At 67.8% G+C, this 19,697-nt stretch carries 19 protein-coding genes; 13 read left to right on the top strand and 6 right to left on the bottom strand.

What is annotated here, in order from left to right; all coding sequences use genetic code 11:
• Nucleotides 1-69 precede the first annotated feature (69 nt).
• Nucleotides 70-702 carry a MerR family transcriptional regulator gene (locus ACIA8G_RS27085; protein WP_396421764.1) on the bottom strand — a complete coding sequence of 211 codons (633 nt, stop codon included), beginning with the start codon at nucleotides 700-702 and terminating at the stop codon, nucleotides 70-72.
• 134 nt (nucleotides 703-836) lie between these two features.
• Here ACIA8G_RS27085 and ACIA8G_RS27080 point away from each other — a divergent pair, with 134 nt between their 5' ends.
• The 6 genes from ACIA8G_RS27080 to ACIA8G_RS27055 all read left to right on the top strand — a co-directional run bounded on the left by ACIA8G_RS27080 (nucleotide 837) and on the right by ACIA8G_RS27055 (nucleotide 7,907).
• Nucleotides 837-1,802, top strand: coding sequence for a hypothetical protein (locus ACIA8G_RS27080; protein WP_396421468.1), 966 nt, complete (start codon nucleotides 837-839; stop codon nucleotides 1,800-1,802).
• A gap of 9 nt (nucleotides 1,803-1,811) precedes the next feature.
• Entirely contained in the window at nucleotides 1,812-1,997 is a 186-nt protein-coding gene (locus tag ACIA8G_RS27075) for a hypothetical protein (protein ID WP_396421467.1), read from the top strand.
• Nucleotides 1,998-2,165: 168 nt separating this feature from the next.
• Nucleotides 2,166-4,472 carry an ATP-binding protein gene (locus ACIA8G_RS27070; RefSeq protein WP_396421466.1) on the top strand — a complete coding sequence of 769 codons (2,307 nt, stop codon included), beginning with the start codon at nucleotides 2,166-2,168 and terminating at the stop codon, nucleotides 4,470-4,472.
• A gap of 168 nt (nucleotides 4,473-4,640) precedes the next feature.
• Complete coding sequence (locus ACIA8G_RS27065) at nucleotides 4,641-5,894, top strand: helix-turn-helix domain-containing protein (protein WP_396421465.1); 1,254 nt, start codon at nucleotides 4,641-4,643, stop codon at nucleotides 5,892-5,894.
• A gap of 176 nt (nucleotides 5,895-6,070) precedes the next feature.
• Nucleotides 6,071-6,802, top strand: a complete 732-nt coding sequence (locus ACIA8G_RS27060) for an IclR family transcriptional regulator (RefSeq protein ID WP_396421464.1) — start codon at nucleotides 6,071-6,073, stop codon at nucleotides 6,800-6,802.
• Nucleotides 6,803-6,848: 46 nt separating this feature from the next.
• Nucleotides 6,849-7,907 carry a hypothetical protein gene (locus ACIA8G_RS27055; protein ID WP_396421463.1) on the top strand — a complete coding sequence of 353 codons (1,059 nt, stop codon included), beginning with the start codon at nucleotides 6,849-6,851 and terminating at the stop codon, nucleotides 7,905-7,907.
• A 40-nt stretch (nucleotides 7,908-7,947) separates the two neighbouring features.
• Here ACIA8G_RS27055 and fdxA read toward each other — a convergent pair whose 3' ends face one another.
• Nucleotides 7,948-8,277 carry a ferredoxin gene (fdxA, locus tag ACIA8G_RS27050; RefSeq protein ID WP_396421462.1) on the bottom strand — a complete coding sequence of 110 codons (330 nt, stop codon included), beginning with the start codon at nucleotides 8,275-8,277 and terminating at the stop codon, nucleotides 7,948-7,950.
• A gap of 16 nt (nucleotides 8,278-8,293) precedes the next feature.
• Nucleotides 8,294-9,325 (bottom strand): polyprenyl synthetase family protein, encoded by a 1,032-nt coding sequence (locus ACIA8G_RS27045; protein ID WP_396421461.1) that lies wholly within the window; start codon nucleotides 9,323-9,325, stop codon nucleotides 8,294-8,296.
• Between the two features lie 284 nt (nucleotides 9,326-9,609).
• Between ACIA8G_RS27045 and ACIA8G_RS27040 the strand changes: the two genes are divergently transcribed.
• The 3 genes from ACIA8G_RS27040 (at nucleotide 9,610) to ACIA8G_RS27030 (ending at nucleotide 14,889) form a co-directional block, all read left to right on the top strand.
• Nucleotides 9,610-11,034: a cytochrome P450 gene (locus ACIA8G_RS27040; protein WP_396421460.1), complete on the top strand. Its 1,425-nt coding sequence runs from the start codon at nucleotides 9,610-9,612 to the stop codon at nucleotides 11,032-11,034.
• A gap of 165 nt (nucleotides 11,035-11,199) precedes the next feature.
• On the top strand, nucleotides 11,200-12,402 hold the full coding sequence (locus tag ACIA8G_RS27035; protein WP_396421459.1) for a cytochrome P450: 1,203 nt from the start codon (nucleotides 11,200-11,202) through the stop codon (nucleotides 12,400-12,402).
• A gap of 267 nt (nucleotides 12,403-12,669) precedes the next feature.
• Nucleotides 12,670-14,889: an ATP-binding protein gene (locus tag ACIA8G_RS27030; protein WP_396421458.1), complete on the top strand. Its 2,220-nt coding sequence runs from the start codon at nucleotides 12,670-12,672 to the stop codon at nucleotides 14,887-14,889.
• A 6-nt stretch (nucleotides 14,890-14,895) separates the two neighbouring features.
• Here ACIA8G_RS27030 and ACIA8G_RS27025 read toward each other — a convergent pair whose 3' ends face one another.
• Nucleotides 14,896-15,495: a hypothetical protein gene (locus ACIA8G_RS27025; RefSeq protein ID WP_396421457.1), complete on the bottom strand. Its 600-nt coding sequence runs from the start codon at nucleotides 15,493-15,495 to the stop codon at nucleotides 14,896-14,898.
• A 103-nt stretch (nucleotides 15,496-15,598) separates the two neighbouring features.
• On the bottom strand, nucleotides 15,599-16,033 hold the full coding sequence (locus tag ACIA8G_RS27020) for an SRPBCC family protein (protein WP_396421456.1): 435 nt from the start codon (nucleotides 16,031-16,033) through the stop codon (nucleotides 15,599-15,601).
• 116 nt (nucleotides 16,034-16,149) lie between these two features.
• Between ACIA8G_RS27020 and ACIA8G_RS27015 the strand changes: the two genes are divergently transcribed.
• From ACIA8G_RS27015 to ACIA8G_RS27000, 4 genes are all read left to right on the top strand, one after another.
• Nucleotides 16,150-16,515: a hypothetical protein gene (locus ACIA8G_RS27015; protein WP_396421455.1), complete on the top strand. Its 366-nt coding sequence runs from the start codon at nucleotides 16,150-16,152 to the stop codon at nucleotides 16,513-16,515.
• Nucleotides 16,512-17,399 carry a WXG100 family type VII secretion target gene (locus tag ACIA8G_RS27010; protein ID WP_396421454.1) on the top strand — a complete coding sequence of 296 codons (888 nt, stop codon included), beginning with the start codon at nucleotides 16,512-16,514 and terminating at the stop codon, nucleotides 17,397-17,399. The genes ACIA8G_RS27015 and ACIA8G_RS27010 overlap by 4 nt, the downstream gene beginning before the upstream one ends.
• The gene (locus tag ACIA8G_RS27005; protein WP_396421453.1) at nucleotides 17,396-17,839 is read left to right on the top strand and encodes a hypothetical protein; all 444 of its coding nucleotides are present in this window, start codon (nucleotides 17,396-17,398) and stop codon (nucleotides 17,837-17,839) included. The genes ACIA8G_RS27010 and ACIA8G_RS27005 overlap by 4 nt, the downstream gene beginning before the upstream one ends.
• 101 nt (nucleotides 17,840-17,940) lie before the next feature.
• Entirely contained in the window at nucleotides 17,941-18,090 is a 150-nt protein-coding gene (locus tag ACIA8G_RS27000) for a hypothetical protein (RefSeq protein WP_396421452.1), read from the top strand.
• 11 nt (nucleotides 18,091-18,101) lie between these two features.
• Here the strand turns inward: ACIA8G_RS27000 and ACIA8G_RS26995 are convergent, their stop codons facing one another.
• On the bottom strand, nucleotides 18,102-19,598 hold the full coding sequence (locus ACIA8G_RS26995) for a hypothetical protein (protein ID WP_396421451.1): 1,497 nt from the start codon (nucleotides 19,596-19,598) through the stop codon (nucleotides 18,102-18,104).
• Nucleotides 19,599-19,697: the final 99 nt, after the last annotated feature.

Below are 19,697 nucleotides of genomic sequence, written 5' to 3'. Positions count from 1 at the left end.
AACCGGAACATCCTGTGTGGACAGGCGGCCGATCACGGTCGCCTGTCCACACGCGCGAGCAGCCCGTAGTCAGGTGCCCGGCTCGTCCGCGGCGTAGAGCTTCCTCGATTCGTGCTGCTGCCCGAGCTTGCGCAGAGAACTGAACAACGCGTCCCCCAGCACGGTGCCGACCACCGCATGCTCCACAATGGACTCGTTAGTGGTCAGGTTCCGCAACGTGGCGATGTCCAGTTGCGCGACCTGGGCGGCAAGCCGGACGTAGCCGTCGAATTCCTCGAGCAGGCCACCGTGCCCGATCGCCCGGAACGTGCACAGCACGCCGATGATCGCCTCGGTGGACTTGTCGTCCGGGTCGACGACCCAGTCGACCTGCTTGGCAGCCTGCTCCAGCAGAGCCAGGGCCCACGCGCGGTCTTCGTCGTCAGCCTGGCTTTTCAGCGTGATCAGGCTGCTGTGCGCCACATCCAGGATGTCGATGGTGCGCGCCTGGGAATCGATGGCCCGCGCGACGTCGCGGACTTCCGCGACGGAGAGGCCGCCGATGTCGAGGAGTGCCCGGACCAGCTTGAGCCGCCGCACGTGGGTGTCGTCGTAGCGCGCCTGGTTCGGGCTGGTGTGCTCACCGGGCGGCAGGATGCCTTCGCGCAGGTAGTACCTGATCGTCGGAATGGCGACGCCCGACGCCTTGCTCAGTTCCGCCATGCGCACGCGCGCTCTCTCCTCACTGCGACCCCCACTCGGTGATCAGGTCAATCTACCCCGTTGCTTGCAGGCGAGTTATGGATAGTCTAACTTCTCACTATCGATAGTTCCACTACTCGTTTAGGCAGGTACCCATGAGCAGGTTGTTCGAGTTGCGCCAGCGCGTTCGCGGTTGGCATCGGCCGATGCTGGCGGTCGCGGTCGTCATGGCAGGGCTGGCCGTCGCGTCGGTCGTCGGGCTTCTCGTGGACCAGCGGGTGCTGCTCGGCGCGCCGATCTGGCTCAAGCCGTTCAAGTTCGCCGTGTCCAACGCGATCTACGCCGTGACCTGGTCCTGGCTCTTCTCCCTGCTCAAGAACAACCGCAGGATCGCCAACGTCACCACCAACGTGCTGGTCGCGATCATCTACATCGAGTTCGTGCTGATCCTGATCCAGGTCCTGCGCGGACGACCCAGCCACTTCAACTTCTCCACCCCCGCGGACTCGATCATCTACACGACCATGGCCATCTCGATCGGCGTGCTGTGGACCGGCGCGCTGATCCTCACGATCCTCGTGCTCCGCGCACCGATCGCCGACGCCGCCCAGCGCTGGGCACTGCGCCTCGGGGTCGGGATCTCCCTGGTCGGCATCAGTCTGGGCGCGCTCATGGTCACGCCCACGTCGTCGCAGGTGAACTCGATGAGCAACGGCACCTTCAACGGCATGGTCGGCGCCCACACCGTCGGCACCGAAGACGGCGGCCCCACCATGCCCCTCACCGGCTGGAGCACCACCGGCGGCGACCTCCGCATCCCCCACTTCGTCGGCATGCACGCCCTGCAAGCACTCCCGATCGTGCTCGCACTGCTCACCCTGCTCGCCACCCGCATCCCGCTGCTGGGGTTCGCCGCGATCCGCGCCCGCCTGATCATCGTCACCGCCGCCGGCTACGCAGGCCTCGTCGCCCTCGTCACCTGGCAAGCCGAACGCGGCCAATCACTCATCCACCCGGACGCGCTCACCCTGACCGCCCTGGGGGTGCTGATCGTCGGCGTGGCCATCGGGACGGCTTTCTCACTGACCCGGCCCGTGACGGCAGTGATCCAGTCCACGTAGCGTCGGTTCATGAGCAAAGGACTGTCGATCGGACTCGGTATCGTGCTGGTCCTCATCGGCGCGGTGTGGACCACTCAGGGCCTGGGTTATCTGGAGGGCAGCTTCATGACCGGCGAGAAGCTGTGGACCGCGATCGGACTGCTCAGCGTCGGCAGCGGACTGGCGCTGGCTGTCACCGGAGCGCGGAAGAAGTGACGCGGTTCCGCTCGGCGGATTTGCCGAGCGGACCGGTTTCCGCGCCTGGGCCGTTTGGGTGGCAGGAAGACGCATACGGGCGTGTCGGAGGCGCCCTGACCTACGCTCGTGCCGATTCCACGACAGTGGTGGTAAGCGACACCGGCACGGACACGGGGCATCGATCCCATGAGAGACCAGCGAACGCGACCGTCGCTGCCCTTGCTCGCCCGGACGACGCGCTTCATCGGGCGGACGGCTGAGCTGACGAGCCTGCGGACGGTGCTGACGACCGCCCGGTTGATCACGCTGACCGGTCCGGGCGGAGTGGGCAAGTCACGGTTGGCGCTCGAGGCCGCCTGCCAGGCGAACGTGGACGGGGTCGTGCTGGTACGCCTGGACACCGTCAGCGATCCGGGCCAGGTGGCGGCGGTGACGGCGGAGGCGCTCGGCCTGGGCAACACCGCGGGTGAACCGATGACGGCGATCATCGCTCACCTTCGTGACAAGAACCTCTTGCTGCTGCTGGACTCCTGCGAGAACGCCGTACCGGAGTGCGGCCACCTCGTCCGCACGGTGCTGGCGGCCGCGCCCGATGTCCGCGTCCTGGCCACCAGCCAGCGGCCGCTCGGTCAGCCGGACGAACTGGTGTCGCCGGTCGGGCCGTTACCGGTGCCCGCGATCCGCCGGCTGGCGGAGGCGAGGAACCTGGACGTGGTCAAGCTGTTCGCCGACCGGGCGCAGGCGCTGGTGCCCGGATTCGCGATCACGGACGACAACTGGAGGAAGCTCGTCGAGCTCTGCCGGCGTCTTGACGGCATCCCGCTGGCCGTCGAGCTGGCCGCGGCGTGGTTGCGGGTCGTGCCGCTGGACGAGGTTCTGTCCAGAATGGACGACCGGTTCGAGTTGCTGGTCCGCGGCACCAGGGACGGGCCGCCGCGGCAACGGTCGCTGCGTGCTGCGGTGAAGTGGAGCTTCGATCTGTGCGAGGAGCCCGAAAAGCTGCTCTGGTCCTGGCTTTCGGTGTTCCGCGGGACGTTCGACCTGGCCGCGGCGGAGGCGGTCTGCGCAGGCGAAGGCATCCGGCCGGTGGACGTACCACAACTGATGGCCGAACTGGTGGAAAAGTCCATTGTGGTCACGGAGAACGGCGCCACCGGCAAGCGTTATCGGCTGCTGGACGCACTTCGCGAGTACGGCGGAAATCTGCTGCATGAGTCCCACATGGACGCTGAACTGTCCGTGCGGCACGTCGAGTACTACACGCGGGTGGCGGAACGCGAGGAAGCCAAGTCGTGGCGCGGCGAGGACGAGCTCGGCGCGTTCGACAAGATCCACGCCGAGTTGGCGAACATGCGAGCGGCGTTGGAGTACTGCGCGGACACGCCGGGACAGGAGGCGGCCGGCCTGCGACTGGCCGTGCTGCTGCACTTCTACTGGCTGCCCTCGTGCCGTGCGGAAGGGCGGCGCTGGGTGATCAGGGCACTCGCCCGCAATCCCGGACCCGGCCGTGACCGGGCGATGGGGTTGTGGATGTCCAGCATGCTCGCCGCCGGTACGGGAGAACCGCCCGATCCGGAGCCCGCGCGGCAGGCCGCGGCGTGGGCGGTGGACAACCACGACGAGCGGGTGCTCGCGCACGCACTGATCACCCTCGCCAAATGTGCGTCCCAGCAAGGCGATCAGGAGGCCGCGCTGGCGTTCGCCGAGGACGCCGCCGCGTCGTTCGCCGCCGAGAGCACGGGCACCTCCGGACACCTGCTCAGCCTGGCGATGGCCGGCCAGGCGCAGATCTGGCTCGGCCACGTCGATGCCGGGATCATCACCGCGGAACGGGCTCTGGCCCTGATCGACGGTCAGGCCGGCGAGCGGCGGGTCCGTGCCTACGTACTGCTGGTGCACGGACTCGGTCACCTGTTCGCCGGGGATCTGCCCCACGCCGAGGCGAGCCTGCACCAGGCGTTGCGGGTGGCGGACCGGTTCCGCGACCGGTTCTGCGCGGCGCTGCTGCTCGAACTGCTCGCCTGGGTCGCGGCCGACCTGGGGCAGAACCCGTGGGCTGCCGAGCTTCTGGGCATGAGCGGGCGACTGTGGTCGCAGCTGGGTGAGGCCCGGCTGTTCCGCGCCGAGCCGCTGATGCGGCGACGCGACCGCCACGAGCAACGCCTCAAGGTCGCGCTGGGCGAGGCCGGGTACGAGGCGGCGGTGCGCAGGGGAATCGACCACGACGACAACCTCGGCGCGGTGGTGCGACGCGCTCTGAGTGGCCCCAGGTCCAAGGCCGGTCGGGTGGCACGGTCCCCGTCTCCGCTCACGGAGCGTGAACGGCAGGTGGCCGCCCTGACGGCCGAAGGGATGACGAACCGGGAGATAGCCGCCGTGCTGGGTATCGCCCAGCGCACAGCGGAGACGCACGTAGACCGCATCCTGCGCAAACTCGGTCTGACATCACGTACTCAGCTCGCCGCCTGGCTGTCGGCGGACAAAGCCGGTTGAGACGGTGTACGTATCCGTACGCAATCTACGTTGTCTGACTGATTGTCACTCCCTGTCGACTGACCGACGCTGGGGTACGACCCAGCACGGCAGCCGGCGAGGGGAGCAGGCGGTGATGGTCGAGCAGAGACTGGCCGGGGTGTTCGCCGTACCAGGAGAGTTGGCGTGATGCCCGATCCGAACGACGTGGTCACGAGCCTGCCCGGCGCGGCGCCCGGCACACGTACCGGAATCCGGCCGGATCTGGGCCACCGGCTGGCACTTCGTCGGCGCCAGCACGGCCTGTCCCGCAGAGTCGTGGCCAACCTGGTCGGCCGCAGCGAGGAGTGGTTGCGGCAGATCGAACGCGGCCAACGCCGGCTGGACAGCATCGAGGTCCTGCTGCACCTGGCCCGCGTCCTGCACATCGACGATCTCGGCGACTTCCTCGGCTGGGACAACGCGACCATGGTCACGTCGCGCACGACTTCGCTCACCGCGCAGATGCACGACGTGCTGCTGGACATCCCGTTGCCGGGATCGGTCCCGGCACCCGCCGACACCACGCCGCTGTCCTTGTCCCAGTTGGGAAGCGAGCTCTCCCTCGCCTGGGGGCTGTGGCGGAAGTCCTCCCACCGGCACGCGGAACTCGCCGCGGTCCTGCCCAGCCTGTTGTCACGGCTGCGGATCACCTGGGGCGCGGGAGAACACCGGCCCGAACTGGTGACCCTGCTGGTCCGCGCGCTGGGACTGGCCAGGTACCACGCGCACAGCCTCGGTGACGAGCATCTGGCCTGGGTCGCCGCGGAGCAGTGCCTGTCCGTGGCGCTGAAGTCCGGCAGTCTCGTGGAACAGGGGGCGGCGATCGTGCACCGAGCAGCCTCCATGCGTGCCATGCACTACGCCGAGCGCGCCCGAAAGCTGGCCGTCGAGGCCGCGGACTGTCTGACCGAGCCCGGGCATCTGCCGGTTCGCGGTGCATTGCTGTTGCAGGCCGCCGAAGCCGCAGCGGACACCAACGAACGCCTTGAGGCAGACCGGTTGCTGGACCTCGCCCGCGAAGGCGCGGCGGAACTGGGACACGACAGCACGACCGACCTCATCCACTTCGGCCCGTTCGAGGTCGGCATCCGGGAAGTGCGGATCGCGATGCGGCTGGGCCGCCTGGACCAGGCACTGCGCCTGGCCCGTGAGCTTTCCCTGCCACCGGATCTGCCCATCGACAGACGCGTCGGTCATCTCGTCACGATGGCGTACGGCTACACGCAGGTGCGTGATGACGTGGCCGCGGTGTTCGCGCTCAACCGGGCCGCCGAGCTGTCTCCTGACGACCTGCGGCTCAACCAGTTCGCCCGGAGCGCGATCCAGCGCCTGGCACAACGCAGGCACCTGCTCATCGCCGACGACATCAACAGGCTGAGCGCCATCGCCTGCGTCTCCTGACCGCACCCCAAAAAAGCTCGGTTCACTCGAACTGGTGCTTGCTATCGGCGCGCATGTCTTGGCGTCCAACAAAAGTTGGACACCACCGGCAGACAAGACAGGTGCCGCAACTGGGCGTGTGCCACCGGCAGTGACCGGCTGTGACGATTCCAACGCGTTCAGTACGGAGGTGCGGCATGGTCATCCAAAGACCGATCAAGTCGGTCAAGTCGGTCAACCGGGCACTCCTGGTGCTGTCGGAGTTGCAGAGCGCCGAGAGCCCGATGCGGCTCACCGAGCTCAGCAGAAGGCTCGGGCTGGCGAAGTCGACCACTCACCGGATGTTGTCCACCCTGTTGTCATCCGGCCTGGTCCTGCGGCTCGGCAGCTACTACCGGCCGGCCCAGATCACCGCGGCGACGCAGCCGGCGGACGACGCACGGCGGCTGCTGATGCGGCGGCTGGCCCCGTTCCTCGGGGACCTGCTGATCCGCACCGGGTTGTCGGCGAGCCTGGCGGTGCTGGACGAGACGGAGGTCGAGTTCGTGCACCAGGTCTACAGCCACAACGACATTCCGTCCCCGAGTGACGGTTCCGGCCGCTCCCCCGCCTGGCAGACGGCGGCGGGCCGGGTGCTGCTCGCGTTCGACAGGCTCGCCACCCGGCAGGTCGTGCAGCAGATGGCGCTGCCCGCCGACGAGGTGATCGAGCTGCTCGCCGAACTCGCCCGCATTCGGCAGCAACGGTTCTCGGAGGTGCGCAATCCGCGCGGCACGACCTGCGTCGCCGTGCTGTTGCGCCTTCCCCAGCTGCCCGCCACCGCACTGGTGCTCCGTGGCCTCAGCAGTCAGGTCGACCTGGATCGGGCCTTGCTCTGGCTGCGGCGGGTATCGGACGCCGCGACGCGCGACGCACTGCGCGCGGCATGACCCCCAACTCCCCCACCAGATTGGAACTCCTCACGTGGAGGATGTCATGACTATCCAAGACACAACCCTGCTCTGGTGTCCGCTCCCGCCGGGAATCCATCCCGCCTGGCGGCAGTGGGAGCGCAACACCATCGAGTGGCTGGAGAGTTTCGCGCTGGACGACGAGCAACGGGAGCGGGGCCGGCTTCGCGGCATCATCGCGGGCGAGCTCGCCGCCAGGACGATCCTCACCTCCGACGACCCACCGGGCGCGCAGTTCTCCACCGACAGCCTGATGTGGCTGTTCGCGTTCGACGACGCCTACTGCGACGAGGGCAGGTACAGCCACAACCCGGCGTCGATGGCGATCCTCGTCGCGGAGATGGGCCGCATCGCGGAGACCGGGCGGACGGACTCGGAGAGCCCCCTCGCCCGCGCGCTGGCGGAACTGCGGCGGCGCCTGGACATCCTGGCGAGCCCGGCGCAGACCGCGCGCTGGGTGCACGCCATGAAGGGCTATCTCAGTTATCAGGTCTGGGAGGCGGCGTACCGCAGCACCAGCACGCTGCCGACGCTGGACGAGTACGCGGTGGCGCGGATTCGCAACGGCAGCATGGAAGTCTGCGCGATGACGCTGGACATCGCCGAGGGATACGAGGTTCCCCCGGACGAGATCGACCGCCCCGCCGTCATGGCGCTCACCGAGATGGCGTGCTCGCTCGTCGGGTGGGACAACGACATCGCGTCGTACTACAAGGAACACAAGCGCAGCGGAGACCGGATCAACCTCGTCGACGTGATCGCCAACCAGAACGGCACGACCCCCGCCGACGCGCTGCCGTCGGTGATCGCGCTGCGCGACGCGGTGCTCGCCCGCTTCCTCGAGCTGCGCGACGACGTGGAGACCCTGGTCGGTCCTGACACCAGGCGCTACATCGGCGGTCTGTCGGCGTGGATCCGGGGAAACCTCGACTGGAGCGCGAACACGGCTCGCTATCGCCGGCCCGACGGCCCGACCGTCGCGGTGGTCGACGAGCTCGAGCACGGCCTCCAGGAGTACCTGCGGCCACCCGGTATCGCGTGGTGGTGGGCCGGTGAGCTGACCCTGGTCCCGGCCACCGCCTGACAAGGGCGCGCCCGGCGGTATCTCCGCCGGGCGCGCCCTTTCAGCTGTGGCTGTTGTGGCGCAAGGGAAGCGCGGTGATCACAGCCGGATCGCCGGCGGTCTTGCCGACGTTGCTCGCGCCGCCCGGCGAGCCGAGCTCGGCGAAGAAGTCGGCGTTGGCCTTGGTGTAGCCCGCCCACTGGCCGGGAACGTCGTCCTCGTAGTAGATGGCCTCCACCGGGCAGACCGGCTCGCAGGCACCGCAGTCGACGCACTCGTCGGGGTGGATGTAGAGCATGCGGTCACCCTCGTAGATGCAGTCGACCGGGCACTCCTCGACACAGGCCTTGTCGAAGACGTCGACACAGGGTTCGGCGATCACGTAGGTCACAGCTGTCTGTCCTGACTCAGTGGTTGCGCTTGACGACGAGGCTGGCCAGCTCGACGAGCCCGGCACGTGCGCCGTCCGCACACCCGGCCTTGTCGAGACACACCACGGCCTTGGACATCTCCTCGTCGGCCGCCCGCTGGGCCCAGTCCCGGCCACCGGCGTCCACGACGAGGGCGCGAGCCTGGTCGACGTCGACCGGCCCCTCGGCCGCGTACACGCGGGCAAGCTCCTCGCCCGCAGAGGTTTCTGAGGCGAGCGCGAAGGCCACCGGCAAGGACTTCTTGCGCCGCAGGAGATCCGCGCCGGCCGGTTTGCCGGTGACCGCGGTGTCGCCGAAGATGCCCAGCAGGTCGTCGACGAGCTGGAAGGCCATCCCGAGGTGAAGGCCGAAGCCGCGCAACAGGTTCACCTTCGCGACGCCGGCGTCACCGGCCAGCGCGCCCAGCGCGCAGGACGCGCCGAGCAACGACGCCGTCTTGCCCCGCACCATCTGCTGGCACTCGGCCAGTCCCACCTGTGCGCGGGTCTCGAAGGCGACATCGGCGTACTGACCGTCGCAGAGCGCGATGACGCTGTTGTTGAGCCACTGGACAGCCGGTGCCGTCCAGCGCGCACCGCCGTCCGCCAGGACCTCGCTGGCCAGTGCCACCATCGCGTCCCCGGCCAGGATCGCCGGTGAGACACCGAAAACAGTCCACGCGGTGGGCCGGTGCCTGCGGGTCCGGTCACCGTCCATCACGTCGTCGTGCAGCAACGAGAAGTTGTGCACCAGCTCGACCGCCACCGCGGCCGACGTGGCCGCACGCGCCGATCCACCCACGGCCTCGGCGGCCAGCAGGACGAGGGCGGGCCGGATGGCCTTGCCCGCGTTGGCCTTCGTCGGTTGCTCGTCGGCGTCCCACCAGCCGAAGTGGTAGCCGGCTATCCGCCGCAGCAGCGCGGGCAGCCGGTCCACCGCCGCCCGGAGCTCGCCGTCGATCATGTTCCGGCTCCACGTCAGGAGGTCGAGGGCAGTTGACGCCTGTGGTGCGATCGGATCCGCGGTCACGCGTTCACCTTCTTTTGAACAGTCGGGCGAAGTAGTGGCAGGTAGGCACGAGCGACTGTTTTCGACGGCGCTTCCGATTGCCGTCACAACATCAATACAGCGCCGAATGTCGTTCCTAGCAAGGTGCGTTCCGCTATCCGGAACTCGGCGTGCCAGAGCGCCGATCTGCCCACCCAGCAGCGTTTTTGCCACGCTGCGGAACAGTCGTGGACATCGTCATGCTTCCTGACAGACTGAGGTCGCCCCACCGTGACCAGCGGTTTAATCACCACGCGAGGGATTACATGTCGACCAAGTCAGCTATTCCGTTGGCCCCAGGATCGCTGCCGTTGCTCGGACACACGATCCAGCTTCTCCGAAATCCGCTGAGTTTTCTCGAGCAGCACCACAGCAGTGAAGGCATCGTGCACCTGCGCTTGGGGCCGTCCCACATCTATCTCGTCGCCAGCCCTGAGCTCGTCCGGACGATGCTGGTCAGCAACAAGCAGAGCTTCGACAAGGGCGGCGCGTTCGTCGACGCGATCCGCATTCTCATCGGCAACGGCGTGGGTACCTGCTCGAACGACGAGCACCGGCGTCAGCGCCCGATGCTGAACCCGGCCTTCCACCGGGACAGGGTCGCCGAGTACGGGACGATCATGCAGTCCTGCGCCGTGGAGATGGCGAGCCGGTGGGTCGACGGCACGACGGTCGACGTCATCGCGAACGCACGCGAGTTGTCGACCCGCATCATCTACCGCACGCTCTTCAACACGAAGGCGGGCAAGGAGACCGCGGAGGACGTCGAACGGTCGCTGCCGATCCTGTTCGACGGTCTCTTCCGCCGCATGATCCTTCCCCCTCTGCTCAACAAGATTCCCACCCGCGCCAACCGCCGGTTCGAGGCGGCGAAGAAGCGGGTGAGCGACGCCGTCTACCGGTCGATCGCCGAGAACCGGGCCAAGCCGGAAGGCACCGGCGACCTGTTGTCGGACCTGGTCCGCGCCCGCGACAAGGAAGGGCAGGCGCTCACCGACCTCGAGGTGCACGACCAGGTCATGACCATCTTCTTCGCCGGCACCGAGACCACGGCCGACGCGCTGGGGTGGCAGTTCTACCAGCTGTCCCAGAACCCCGACGCCCAGGACCGGCTCTACGCCGAGCTGTGCGACGTGCTCGGCGACCGCGACGCGACCGTCGCCGACCTGCCGAACCTGCCGTACCTGTACCGCCTCGTCACGGAGTCGCTGCGCATCAGTGCGCCCTCCTGGCTGCTGAGCCGGATGGCGAGCGCGGACACAGTCCTTGGCGGGTACACGATTCCGCGCGGGGCGAACATCCTCTTCAGCGCGTATTGCATGCACCGCATGGAAGATCTCTACGCCGACCCGCGCACGTTCGATCCGGACCGCTGGCTGCCCGAGCGGACCGATCGCCGGCAACGGGACCTGTACATGCCGTTCGGTGCCGGCACGAGGAAGTGCATCGGTGACAACTACGCGTTCACCGAGTTGTCGCTGTCCATGGCGGCCGTGATCAAGCGGTGGCGGCTCACGCTGGTGGGTGACGAGCACACCAAACCCATCCTCCGGGTGAGCCTGAGCCCTTCCGCGCTCTCCATGGTGGTCGAGCGCCGCGCGCCTGCGCCGCCCCGGTCGCCCGACGGTCAGCGTTCCCACCAGGACGCCACCAACGGGAGCTGCCCGGTGAGCCACACGCCGACCGGCTGACTGCAGTGATCGACTGACCGACTGCCACGCACCCAGCTCGGCGACCCACCAGGGCGTCGAGCTGGGTTCGTGTGTCCACAGTGGATCGATCGAGAGTTGTTGGCACCAAAGTGATTCCGGTGCTCAACACTTGCTCTGCATCGGCTGTCGTGCTTGTATCGCATCATGGCGACCGCGTTCGATCCAGAGCGGCAGTTCGATCACCTCGACCCCACGCTGGCCCAGCGGTTCAACGAGGATCTCGCCGCCAGGCGGCAGCGTTGTCCTGTTGAGCACAGCGACAACTACGGTGGCTTCTGGGCCGTCTACACCCACGACGCGGTACTGGCAGTCGCCTCGGACCCGCACACCTTCAGCAACTCCCAGGGCATCGACCTGCCGCGCTTCGTCGAGAACATCCGGCAGCCGCCGGTCGACTACGACCCGCCGGAGCACGGGCAGTACCGGAAGGTGATCCAGCGGCTGTTCACCCGGCAGGCCGTCGCGGGCTACGAGGACGTGCTGCGCGAGCTCACCGCCACGAGGATCGCCGAGCTCATGACAGCCGGGACGGCCGACCTCGTGCCGGGACTCGCCCGCTACCTGCCTCCGATCGCGATCGCCATCGTCCTCGGCCTGCCCCCGGAGGACGGCGAGCGGTTCGTCACGTGGACCACGAACCTGCTCATCACGGCCGCCACCGGCGACCAGGAAGCCAACCAGGCCATCGCCGCCGAGCTTCGGGCCTACCTGGCCGGGCACCTCGAACGGCAACGGCTCGCGGGAGACGACACCGTCATCAACTCGATCGCGCAGGGATCGGTGGAAGGGCGGCCGCTGACCGAGGACGAGCAGCTCGGCATGCTGCAGGCACTGGTCATCGCCGGGCACGAGACCACAGTCGCGAGCGTGGGCACGTTGCTGTACAACCTGGCCGTCGTGGACGGGCTCCGCGACGAGATCGTGCGCGACCCCGCGGCGTTGCCGAAGGCCGTCGACGAGTGTCTGCGCATGGAGGCTCCGGTGGTCGCCATCAAACGCACGGTCGTCGGCGAGGCCGAGATCGCCGGCCGGCGGCTGCGCGACGGCGACCGCGTGCTGATGGTGCTCAGCGCCACAGGCCGTGACGAGGCGGTCTTCGACCGGCCGGACGAGTTCGTCTGGAACCGCGAGAGGAACCCGCACCTGGCGTTCGGCTACGGCGTCCACCGCTGCGTCGGCGAGCACCTGGCCAGGCTCGAGATGCGGGTGGTGGCCGAGGAGGTCCTCCGCCTGGCGCCGGACTTCCACGTCGAGCCGGGCTTCACTCCACAATGGACAGAGGGCAGGCTGACGCGCAGCCCGGCATCGTTGCCGGTCGTCTTCAGCCGCGACGGAGCGGGGGGCTGAGCGGGTCGGCGCGAGGGCCGGGACGTCGGTGCGCGGTTGCGGGCCAGACCGGTTGTTTCCGGTTCGGCGACCGGGAGATACGCTCAGGCCATGTACGAGGAGTATCGGGCTAGCATGTATCCGTAATCAGGAATGGATGCGTGAACCATGGTCCCGAGCCCGCCGCTGAGCGCGTCCAACCAGCAGCCGAGCCAGCGGTTGCGTGCCGAGGCAACTAGTTTCGTCGGCAGGAGCGCCGAACTCGCTGACGCTCGCACCCTCCTGGCGATGGCCAGGCTGCTGACGCTGGTCGGGCCCGCCGGAGTGGGCAAGACCAGGCTGGCGCTGCGGATGACGCGCCAGCTGGCGCGCGGCTTCGCCGACGGCATCTACTTCATCGAGCTCGACTCCGTGCGCGACCCCGGCCTGCTCGTTTCGACGATCGCGACCGAGCTCGGCCTGCGCGACCTGCCGGACGAGCCGCTCGGCAAGATCGTCGACTTCCTGCAGCACAAGACGATGTTGCTGGTGCTGGACAACTGCGAGCACCTCGTCGACGCGTGCGCGGCGGTCATCGCCGGCATCCTCGCCGGCGCGCCGGGCGTCCGGGTGCTCACCACGAGCAGGCAGGTGCTCGGCGTCACGGGTGAGCATCTGCTGCCCGTGCCCCCGCTCTCGGTGCCGGCGGAGGGATCGGACGCCGACAGCGACGCGGTTACCCTGCTGACCCACCGCGTAGCCGCGGTCGACCAGGGCTTCGAGCTCGGACCGGCCAACCGTGCCGCGGTCGCGGGAATCTGCCGCAGGCTGGACGGCATGCCGCTCGCGATCGAGCTGGTGGCGGCGTGGTTCCGGGTGCTCGCACCACAGGAGATCCTCGAGCACCTCGACGACAGGTTCCGCCTGCTGGACGCCCGCACCGAGTCGCGACCGTCCCGCCAGCGGACGCTGTCGGCCGCACTGGACTGGAGCTACGGCCTGTGCAGTCCCGCCGAAAAGGCCATGTGGGCCCGGTTGTCGGTGTTCAGCGGCGGCTTCACGCTCGCCGCCGCCGAAGGGGTGGGGATCCCCGCCGAGCTGTCCGACGGGCGCCGACTGCTCGAGCTGATCGCCGATCTCGTGGACAAGTCGATCATCGTCCGGGACGACGACCGCTCGCTCGCGCGGTACCGAATGCTGGAGACGGTCCGCGAGTACGGCTTGACGAAGCTCGTGCAGACCGACGCGGAACATCGGGTCCGGCTGCTTCACCGCGACTACTTCCTCGCGATGGCCGAGGACTTCAACCCGAAGTGGATGGGGCCGCGACAGGTGGAGGTGGCCGCGGCGACGCGTCGTGAGCTCGCCAACCTCCGTGCCGCGCTGGCCTTCAGCCTCGCGCACCCCGAAGAAGCCGTGACCGGTGCGCGCCTAGCGTTCCTGCTGGGCTCCTTCTGGACCACCTGCGGGTACCTCGGTGAGGCCCGGCGATGGCTGGACTGCTTCATCGAGGTCCCGCGCCTGCCCGACAACATCCGGGTGGAGGCGCTCTTCGTCCACAGCTTCGCACTGGTCGCACTGGGAGAGCGGGAAGCGGCCGTCATCCCGGCCGCCGAAGCCGTCATGGTGGCCGGTTGCCTGCAGAACGACTACCTGCTCGGCGTGGCGCTGCTGGCTCAGGGCGGCGCCGCCTTCGTCGGTGACGACCTGGCCCGTGCCGACCAGATCTACACGAAGTCCGAGGAGTTGCTGATCAGGTCTGGCCGGGTGGATCTCAAGATCCTCATGTGTTACTCGGCCCATGCGATGGTGGTCGCCTTCGCCGGTGACGTGGTGCGCGCGGCGGAGCTGGCGCGCAGGTCCATCGAGATCGCCGACGGGGCCGGCGAGCAGTGGACGAAGAGCTACGCCACCTACGCGCTGGCGCTGGCCGAGTGGCAGCAAGGCCACCACAGCGAGGCCGCGAAGTACGCCGGCCAGTGCATCGAGATCAAGCACATCTTCAGTGACACCATCGGGCTCGCCATGGCCGTCGAGCTGCTGGCGTGGATCGCGGCATCGGCCGACGACGGTGAGCGCGCGGCCCGGCTGCTCGGTGCGGCGAGCCAGATCTGGCGGTACGGCGGCGGCAAGGCCATGCTCGACTCGCAGAACTGGTTGGTACCGCACGACAACTGCGTCGAGCAGGCCAAGCACCTGCTGGGTGAACGCCGATTCCGGGCGGTGTTCACCGAAGGGCAGGCCATGAGCCCCGACGTGAACGCGGCGGTCGACGTCGCCCTCGACCGCGAGCACTGCGTTCCCGTACCGGCCGGCACGCCGTCGGCGCCGGGAGACGTGCTGACCAAACGCGAGTACCAGATCGCCGAACTGGTCGCCGACGGCGCGAGCAACAAGGAGATCGCCGCGAGGCTCGTGATCTCGCCGCGCACGGTCGCCACCCACGTGCAGAACATCATGGGAAAGCTCGGTTTCACGTCCCGCATCCAGGTCGCGACCTGGATCACCCAGCTCCGCAACCGGACCTGATCGGCATCAGCTCGAAGCCGAGCGACCAGCACCGACTGCCTGCGCGGCGAGCTTCTGCCCGTCGAGCAGACCAGCCACGACCGTGCCCCACAACACCGCCGCACCACCGAACCCGGGCACCAACCGCCACGCCCACTCCAGCCCGGCCGCGCCGAGCCCGACCGCGAGCACACCCACACCGCAGAGCAACGCCGCCAGCAGCAGATACCGGTTGGAACCGAAGAGCTTCGCGAACGGCGCGAAGTGCGCGCCGACGACAAAAAGCACCCAGGCCGGCACCGCCTGCGGCAGATCGAGCACCGTCAGCAGCCGCGACCCCGCGAAGATCGCGACCACCATGAGCAGCACCGCGAGCCCGTACGTCCGGCCGAACGGGCTGTCCGCACGCCCGCCGCCGGGAGGCAACTGCCCCGAGAACCGGCCGAACCGGAACACCCAGCCCGCCAGGCCCACGGCGATCACCACACCCAGCACCACCAACACGGTCCCACCGCCGGAAACCGCGGCCACACCGGAGAACCACCATCCGGCGCCGAAACCCACGCCGATCAACGACGTGATCATCAGCGTGATCACGTGGCCCTTGGTGAACTGCTCGTCGGTCACTGTCGCCCCTCTACCGTAAGTCCACACGCGACTGAAGCGCCGACGGCCATCCTCCCCAACACCGCTGACAACTTCCTGACACGTCCGAGAGCAGCGCGCCCGACTACAAGTGTTCGATGCAGTCCTTCAGCCTCGCCAGGTCCGCCGTGATGCTCTTGCGCACCTGACGTGCCATCAACGGGGTGGCCCAACCGAAGAACCGGCCTGGCGACCCACTGGCCCGGATCGCGACGAGCGTGCCGTCCGGGTTGTCAGCCAACTCGTACCGCACAGTCATCGGAAACGGCCGGTCGACCTTCATCTCCACCAGCCGGTCCGCTTCGTGCTCGGTGACCACGTAGCCGTAGACGAACTCACGGCCGAGGAACCGAGCGGTGCGCTCGACGGTCGCGCCCTTCGTGAGCGGACCCGGTCGCGCCGGCCTGCTGGAGGTGATGCCACCGGTCCACTCGAGGTCGTGGGCCGGGTCGAACATGAACGCGGCGACCTCACCACGTGGCCGGTGCACAAGCACCTCAGGCCGAACGTCAACCGACATCTGTCACCTCCACGTCCAGTCTGAACCCCTGCCTCCATCACCGCACAGGACCCGGCCGTGATTCGAATTGCCTATTGGGCCAAATGCGACGGAACCGCACATTGGGCCCAGACGTCATGACCGCCATGGGAGAAGCGTTCCACGTCGTGCCAGATGAGCTGCGCGGCTACAGCGGGCTCCTCGAACGTCAGGCCGAGCACTTCCTGAGGATCCGCGAGCACGCGATCCTCAAGGGTGGGGACACGTCCGGATTCACCGGACTGCTGTCGCTGCTGGACCCCGTCGTAACCGGGGTCGCGCAGCTCTACGGCGAGACGCTGGACGCCGCCAACAAGAAGATGAGCCAGGACGCCGAGTCGTTGGTCAAGGCGGCCCACGCCTACGAAAAGGCGGACGAGGTAGCGGTCTGCCTGATCGACACCGCGGGCGGCAAGTCCGAGCCCCCGTCCTGGCTCGAGCGCTTCCTGGGGGTGGGCGAATGAACGGCGGAGTCTGCAACGGCTACCAGGACATTGAAGATCCGAATGTCGCACTGCGCGCCACACCCGACAACCGCCCCGGCCGGCAGACCGTCAAGGAGCTGATCGAGGCCGCCGGCTGGAAGATCCAGGGCGTCAACTGGATCTACCAACAGGTGACCGGCGACGACCTGGTGCGAGACCTGGTCATGCCCCTGGCAGGCGACTTCGAGAAGATCGACGCGAACGCCGCCGCCTGGGACCGAGTCGCCAAGGCGCTGGACAACGTGCGGCACAACGTGAACAACGGCATCGAGGAACTCGCGCCGAACTGGGACGGCGGCGCCGCGCAAAGCTTCGAGAACCGCATGCGCCGCACGTGGACCACAGCGATCGAGTGGGACTCGCAGGTAGCGAAGTTCATCGGCGACCGCTTCAAGAACATGGCGAGCTCCTGCCGTTCGGCCGCGAAGCTGGCGCTGACCCTGCTCGACAAGATCTGCGACAAGCTGATGAAGGCCGCGATGACCGCGTGGATCCCGCTAGTCGGCTGGGGTCGCGCCGTGTGGATGGTCTACGACGTCGTCAACATCGTCGACCAGGTGCGCAAACTGATCCAGTCCATGCAGACCCTGATCGAGGGCGTCCAGAGCATGATCAACGGCATCAAGCTGATGGGCACCGCACTGGCCAGGATCCCGGACGTGCGGGACGTCAACGACTTCTTCGACGTGGTCGACACGTGGCAGGACGGCACGGAGAAGCTGGGTGACGGCACAGCCGCCGTGGGCAGCGGCGCGTGGGGCATGGCCAAGGGCGGGTACAAGGCGCACGACAAGTACAAGGACGCGCTGAAGACAGATCGCTGGAAGGACAACGGTTCTTCGAGTTCAGGCGGTGAGGAATGACGTTCCCGTACGACAGCGCGCGCCAGCAGTTGCAGGCGTGGCAACAGGATCTGGACGCCAAGGGCTCGCGGCTGGAGCAGGTGGCTCTCGAAGCGTCCAAGGCGCAGACCCGCGGCGCCGACCTCTCCCCCGCGGACATCGCCGCGATCGAGAAGTTCGCCTGCTCGAAGGACGCGCCGAACGCGCTGAAAGACCTGCAGCGCAAGGTAGACGCGGACGAGATGTCCTGGCGTGACATCTCGTCCGGCAAGGCCGTCAACGATCCCGACGTGCAACGCGCGATGCAGACCAGCATGCCGTCGCTGAAGCGGGCGTACACGGCGATCAAGGAAGGCCAGAACCTCGACGAGATCGTCGCGGCGGGTCAGCAGCGTCCTAGGCCTTCGCGGGGCGACTTCGACGACGATGCGCCGAGCGACTTCACCGAGGACGCCTTCTAGCCGTCAGCGCCCCCGTCCCCTCCCCGCCCGCGGTGGTTGGAAACCAAATGATGCAGCGATCGAACGTTTGTCGCCGGGGGAAGTTCTTCTTCGTCATCACCATGTCGGAGACGAAGGACGGCCTGTGGGTCAGCGCGGACCCCTGTTTCAAGGTGCCGCTGGACTCCGCGCCCGCCGAGCTCGGGGCCATCGTGGCCAAGTCGCTGGAGCAGCGAGCACATCGGAGAGGCGGCCGCGTGACCACGATCTGAACGCACTGTGGTCACGCGCCGCAGACGCCTGCCAGCTGCTTCACCTGGTCGCAATATGTGCCGCCAGCAAGCGGCTCGGTGATGACGCCATCGGCGAGCTTGATGGTGGCGACCTGGCCCACTTTCGGTGCTGGTTTCGCACCGGTCCAGTCGTGCAGCTGCACCGAGGTGACCGTGATGGTCGCGGTCGCCGCGCCTGGGCTTCCCTGTGGGTTGGACAGCGTGAACGTGAGGTCGATGACCGCCCTGCAGCACCCATCATTCACGTGCTCGGTGGCTTTGCCGTCCGCGGTGATGGTCAGGCTCCGCGTGTGCCCGATCCATTGGCCCGCGAAGGCCGAGAGGCTCAGAGCCGGCTTCTCTCGAACAACCTCGACGCGGTAGATGCTGTTGCCGTTGAACTGGTCGACGATCGCGTTCCACTGGCTGTTGAAGAACGCGACGATCGGGCCCGCCACCATGACGGGTGCCAGCAACAGTCCCTTGTAGCCGAACGCGTCCATGATCTGCTTGGCGTCGAGGCAGCCCGAGATCATCGCTCCACTGCCTTTGCCCAGAGCGTCGAGACAGGACTTGCTCTGAAGCATCTTGTTGAACGTGTCGACAGCCTTGATGCCAGATCCGGCGCCGAAGCGGGTGAGGATCTGCAGGAGTGCCGTGACACCGGTCTGCAGGGCGTAGAGCGACTGACCGATCGCGTCGGCCTCGGTCGTGATGCGGGCGCTGGTACCGGGTGACAGGTCTGCGTTGAAGGCGACCGTCGCGCCCGGCGCGATGACCGCCTTGTCTCCGGCGATGACGCGGCTCAGCGAGGACAGCTGCCCGTAGTCGATGGCGTTGTCGATGACGTCCATGCCCCGGTGGGAGGCGAGCAGCGGGTAGCGGCGGTTGTTCGTCACCTTGAGGATCCGATGGCCGGCGTTGTCGGCTCCGAGGCACCAGAACAAGGTGTCCTTCGAGTCTGAAGTGACGGAGTACCCGTCACCCCGCGCGCGCTGTTCGTTGTCACACGTCGGCTTGTCCGCGGTCTGGGTCAAGCCTCCGGTCAGGCCATCGATGAAGTCGCGCTTGAACGCGTCGATCGCCTTGCCCAGGTCGAACCCGAGCAAGCCGAACTCGCTGAAGTGGTCCGTGGTGAACGAGACCGAGGCGCGGTCCTGGGCGACGGTCGCCGGCAGGTACTCCCACTCGCCGGCGCTCGTCTGTCTCCTCGCGACGACGACAACGTCGCCTTCCAGGACCGGGTTCTGCAAACGGATCGTGGCGGTTGCAGGCGACGGCAACGGGCCGGAGGGGCTCAGCTCGTAGAGGTTCGAGAGGAAGTGCACCTCCGGCGTCGGCGCAGTAGCTGCGCCAAGGTCTCGCGTCGTGACTTCGACACCGGGAGCAACGACCTCGAGCACTGCCGCTGGAGCAGCTGGCGGAGGTGTAGCCGCACAGCCGCTCAACGCGAGCAGGACGCACAGCGCAATCGCCGAGCGGCGCCGGAAGTTGACGGTTCCCACCACGGCGTCCCTCCACTCGGCGACTGAGGTCTCTGGTTATGGCGGCGAGCCACGAACCCGTTACATGTGTCCCCGCGGCACGGAATTTCCGGAGTTCTTGCG

The sequence above is a fragment of the Lentzea sp. NPDC051213 genome (genome assembly GCF_044455585.1).
Classification (GTDB): domain Bacteria; phylum Actinomycetota; class Actinomycetes; order Mycobacteriales; family Pseudonocardiaceae; genus Lentzea.
Note: the sequence above shows the minus strand (reverse complement) of the source record. Positions and strands in the feature narration are given on the sequence as shown.

What these genes read in the sequence shown, in the direction of transcription:
- ACIA8G_RS27055 (WP_396421463.1), top strand. Translation starts at nt 6,849, where the DNA reads ATGACTATCCAAGACACAACCCTGCTCTGGTGTCCGCTCCCGCCGGGA.
- ACIA8G_RS27080 (WP_396421468.1), top strand. Translation starts at nt 837, where the DNA reads ATGAGCAGGTTGTTCGAGTTGCGCCAGCGCGTTCGCGGTTGGCATCGG.
- ACIA8G_RS27065 (WP_396421465.1), top strand. Translation starts at nt 4,641, where the DNA reads ATGCCCGATCCGAACGACGTGGTCACGAGCCTGCCCGGCGCGGCGCCC.
- ACIA8G_RS27035 (WP_396421459.1), top strand. Translation starts at nt 11,200, where the DNA reads ATGGCGACCGCGTTCGATCCAGAGCGGCAGTTCGATCACCTCGACCCC.
- ACIA8G_RS27070 (WP_396421466.1), top strand. Translation starts at nt 2,166, where the DNA reads ATGAGAGACCAGCGAACGCGACCGTCGCTGCCCTTGCTCGCCCGGACG.
- ACIA8G_RS27075 (WP_396421467.1), top strand. Translation starts at nt 1,812, where the DNA reads ATGAGCAAAGGACTGTCGATCGGACTCGGTATCGTGCTGGTCCTCATC.
- ACIA8G_RS27010 (WP_396421454.1), top strand. Translation starts at nt 16,512, where the DNA reads ATGAACGGCGGAGTCTGCAACGGCTACCAGGACATTGAAGATCCGAAT.
- ACIA8G_RS27030 (WP_396421458.1), top strand. Translation starts at nt 12,670, where the DNA reads ATGGCCAGGCTGCTGACGCTGGTCGGGCCCGCCGGAGTGGGCAAGACC.
- ACIA8G_RS27040 (WP_396421460.1), top strand. Translation starts at nt 9,610, where the DNA reads ATGTCGACCAAGTCAGCTATTCCGTTGGCCCCAGGATCGCTGCCGTTG.
- ACIA8G_RS27085 (WP_396421764.1), bottom strand. Translation starts at nt 702, where the DNA reads ATGGCGGAACTGAGCAAGGCGTCGGGCGTCGCCATTCCGACGATCAGG.
- ACIA8G_RS27060 (WP_396421464.1), top strand. Translation starts at nt 6,071, where the DNA reads ATGGTCATCCAAAGACCGATCAAGTCGGTCAAGTCGGTCAACCGGGCA.
- ACIA8G_RS27020 (WP_396421456.1), bottom strand. Translation starts at nt 16,033, where the DNA reads ATGTCGGTTGACGTTCGGCCTGAGGTGCTTGTGCACCGGCCACGTGGT.
- ACIA8G_RS27015 (WP_396421455.1), top strand. Translation starts at nt 16,150, where the DNA reads ATGACCGCCATGGGAGAAGCGTTCCACGTCGTGCCAGATGAGCTGCGC.
- ACIA8G_RS27005 (WP_396421453.1), top strand. Translation starts at nt 17,396, where the DNA reads ATGACGTTCCCGTACGACAGCGCGCGCCAGCAGTTGCAGGCGTGGCAA.
- ACIA8G_RS27000 (WP_396421452.1), top strand. Translation starts at nt 17,941, where the DNA reads ATGTCGGAGACGAAGGACGGCCTGTGGGTCAGCGCGGACCCCTGTTTC.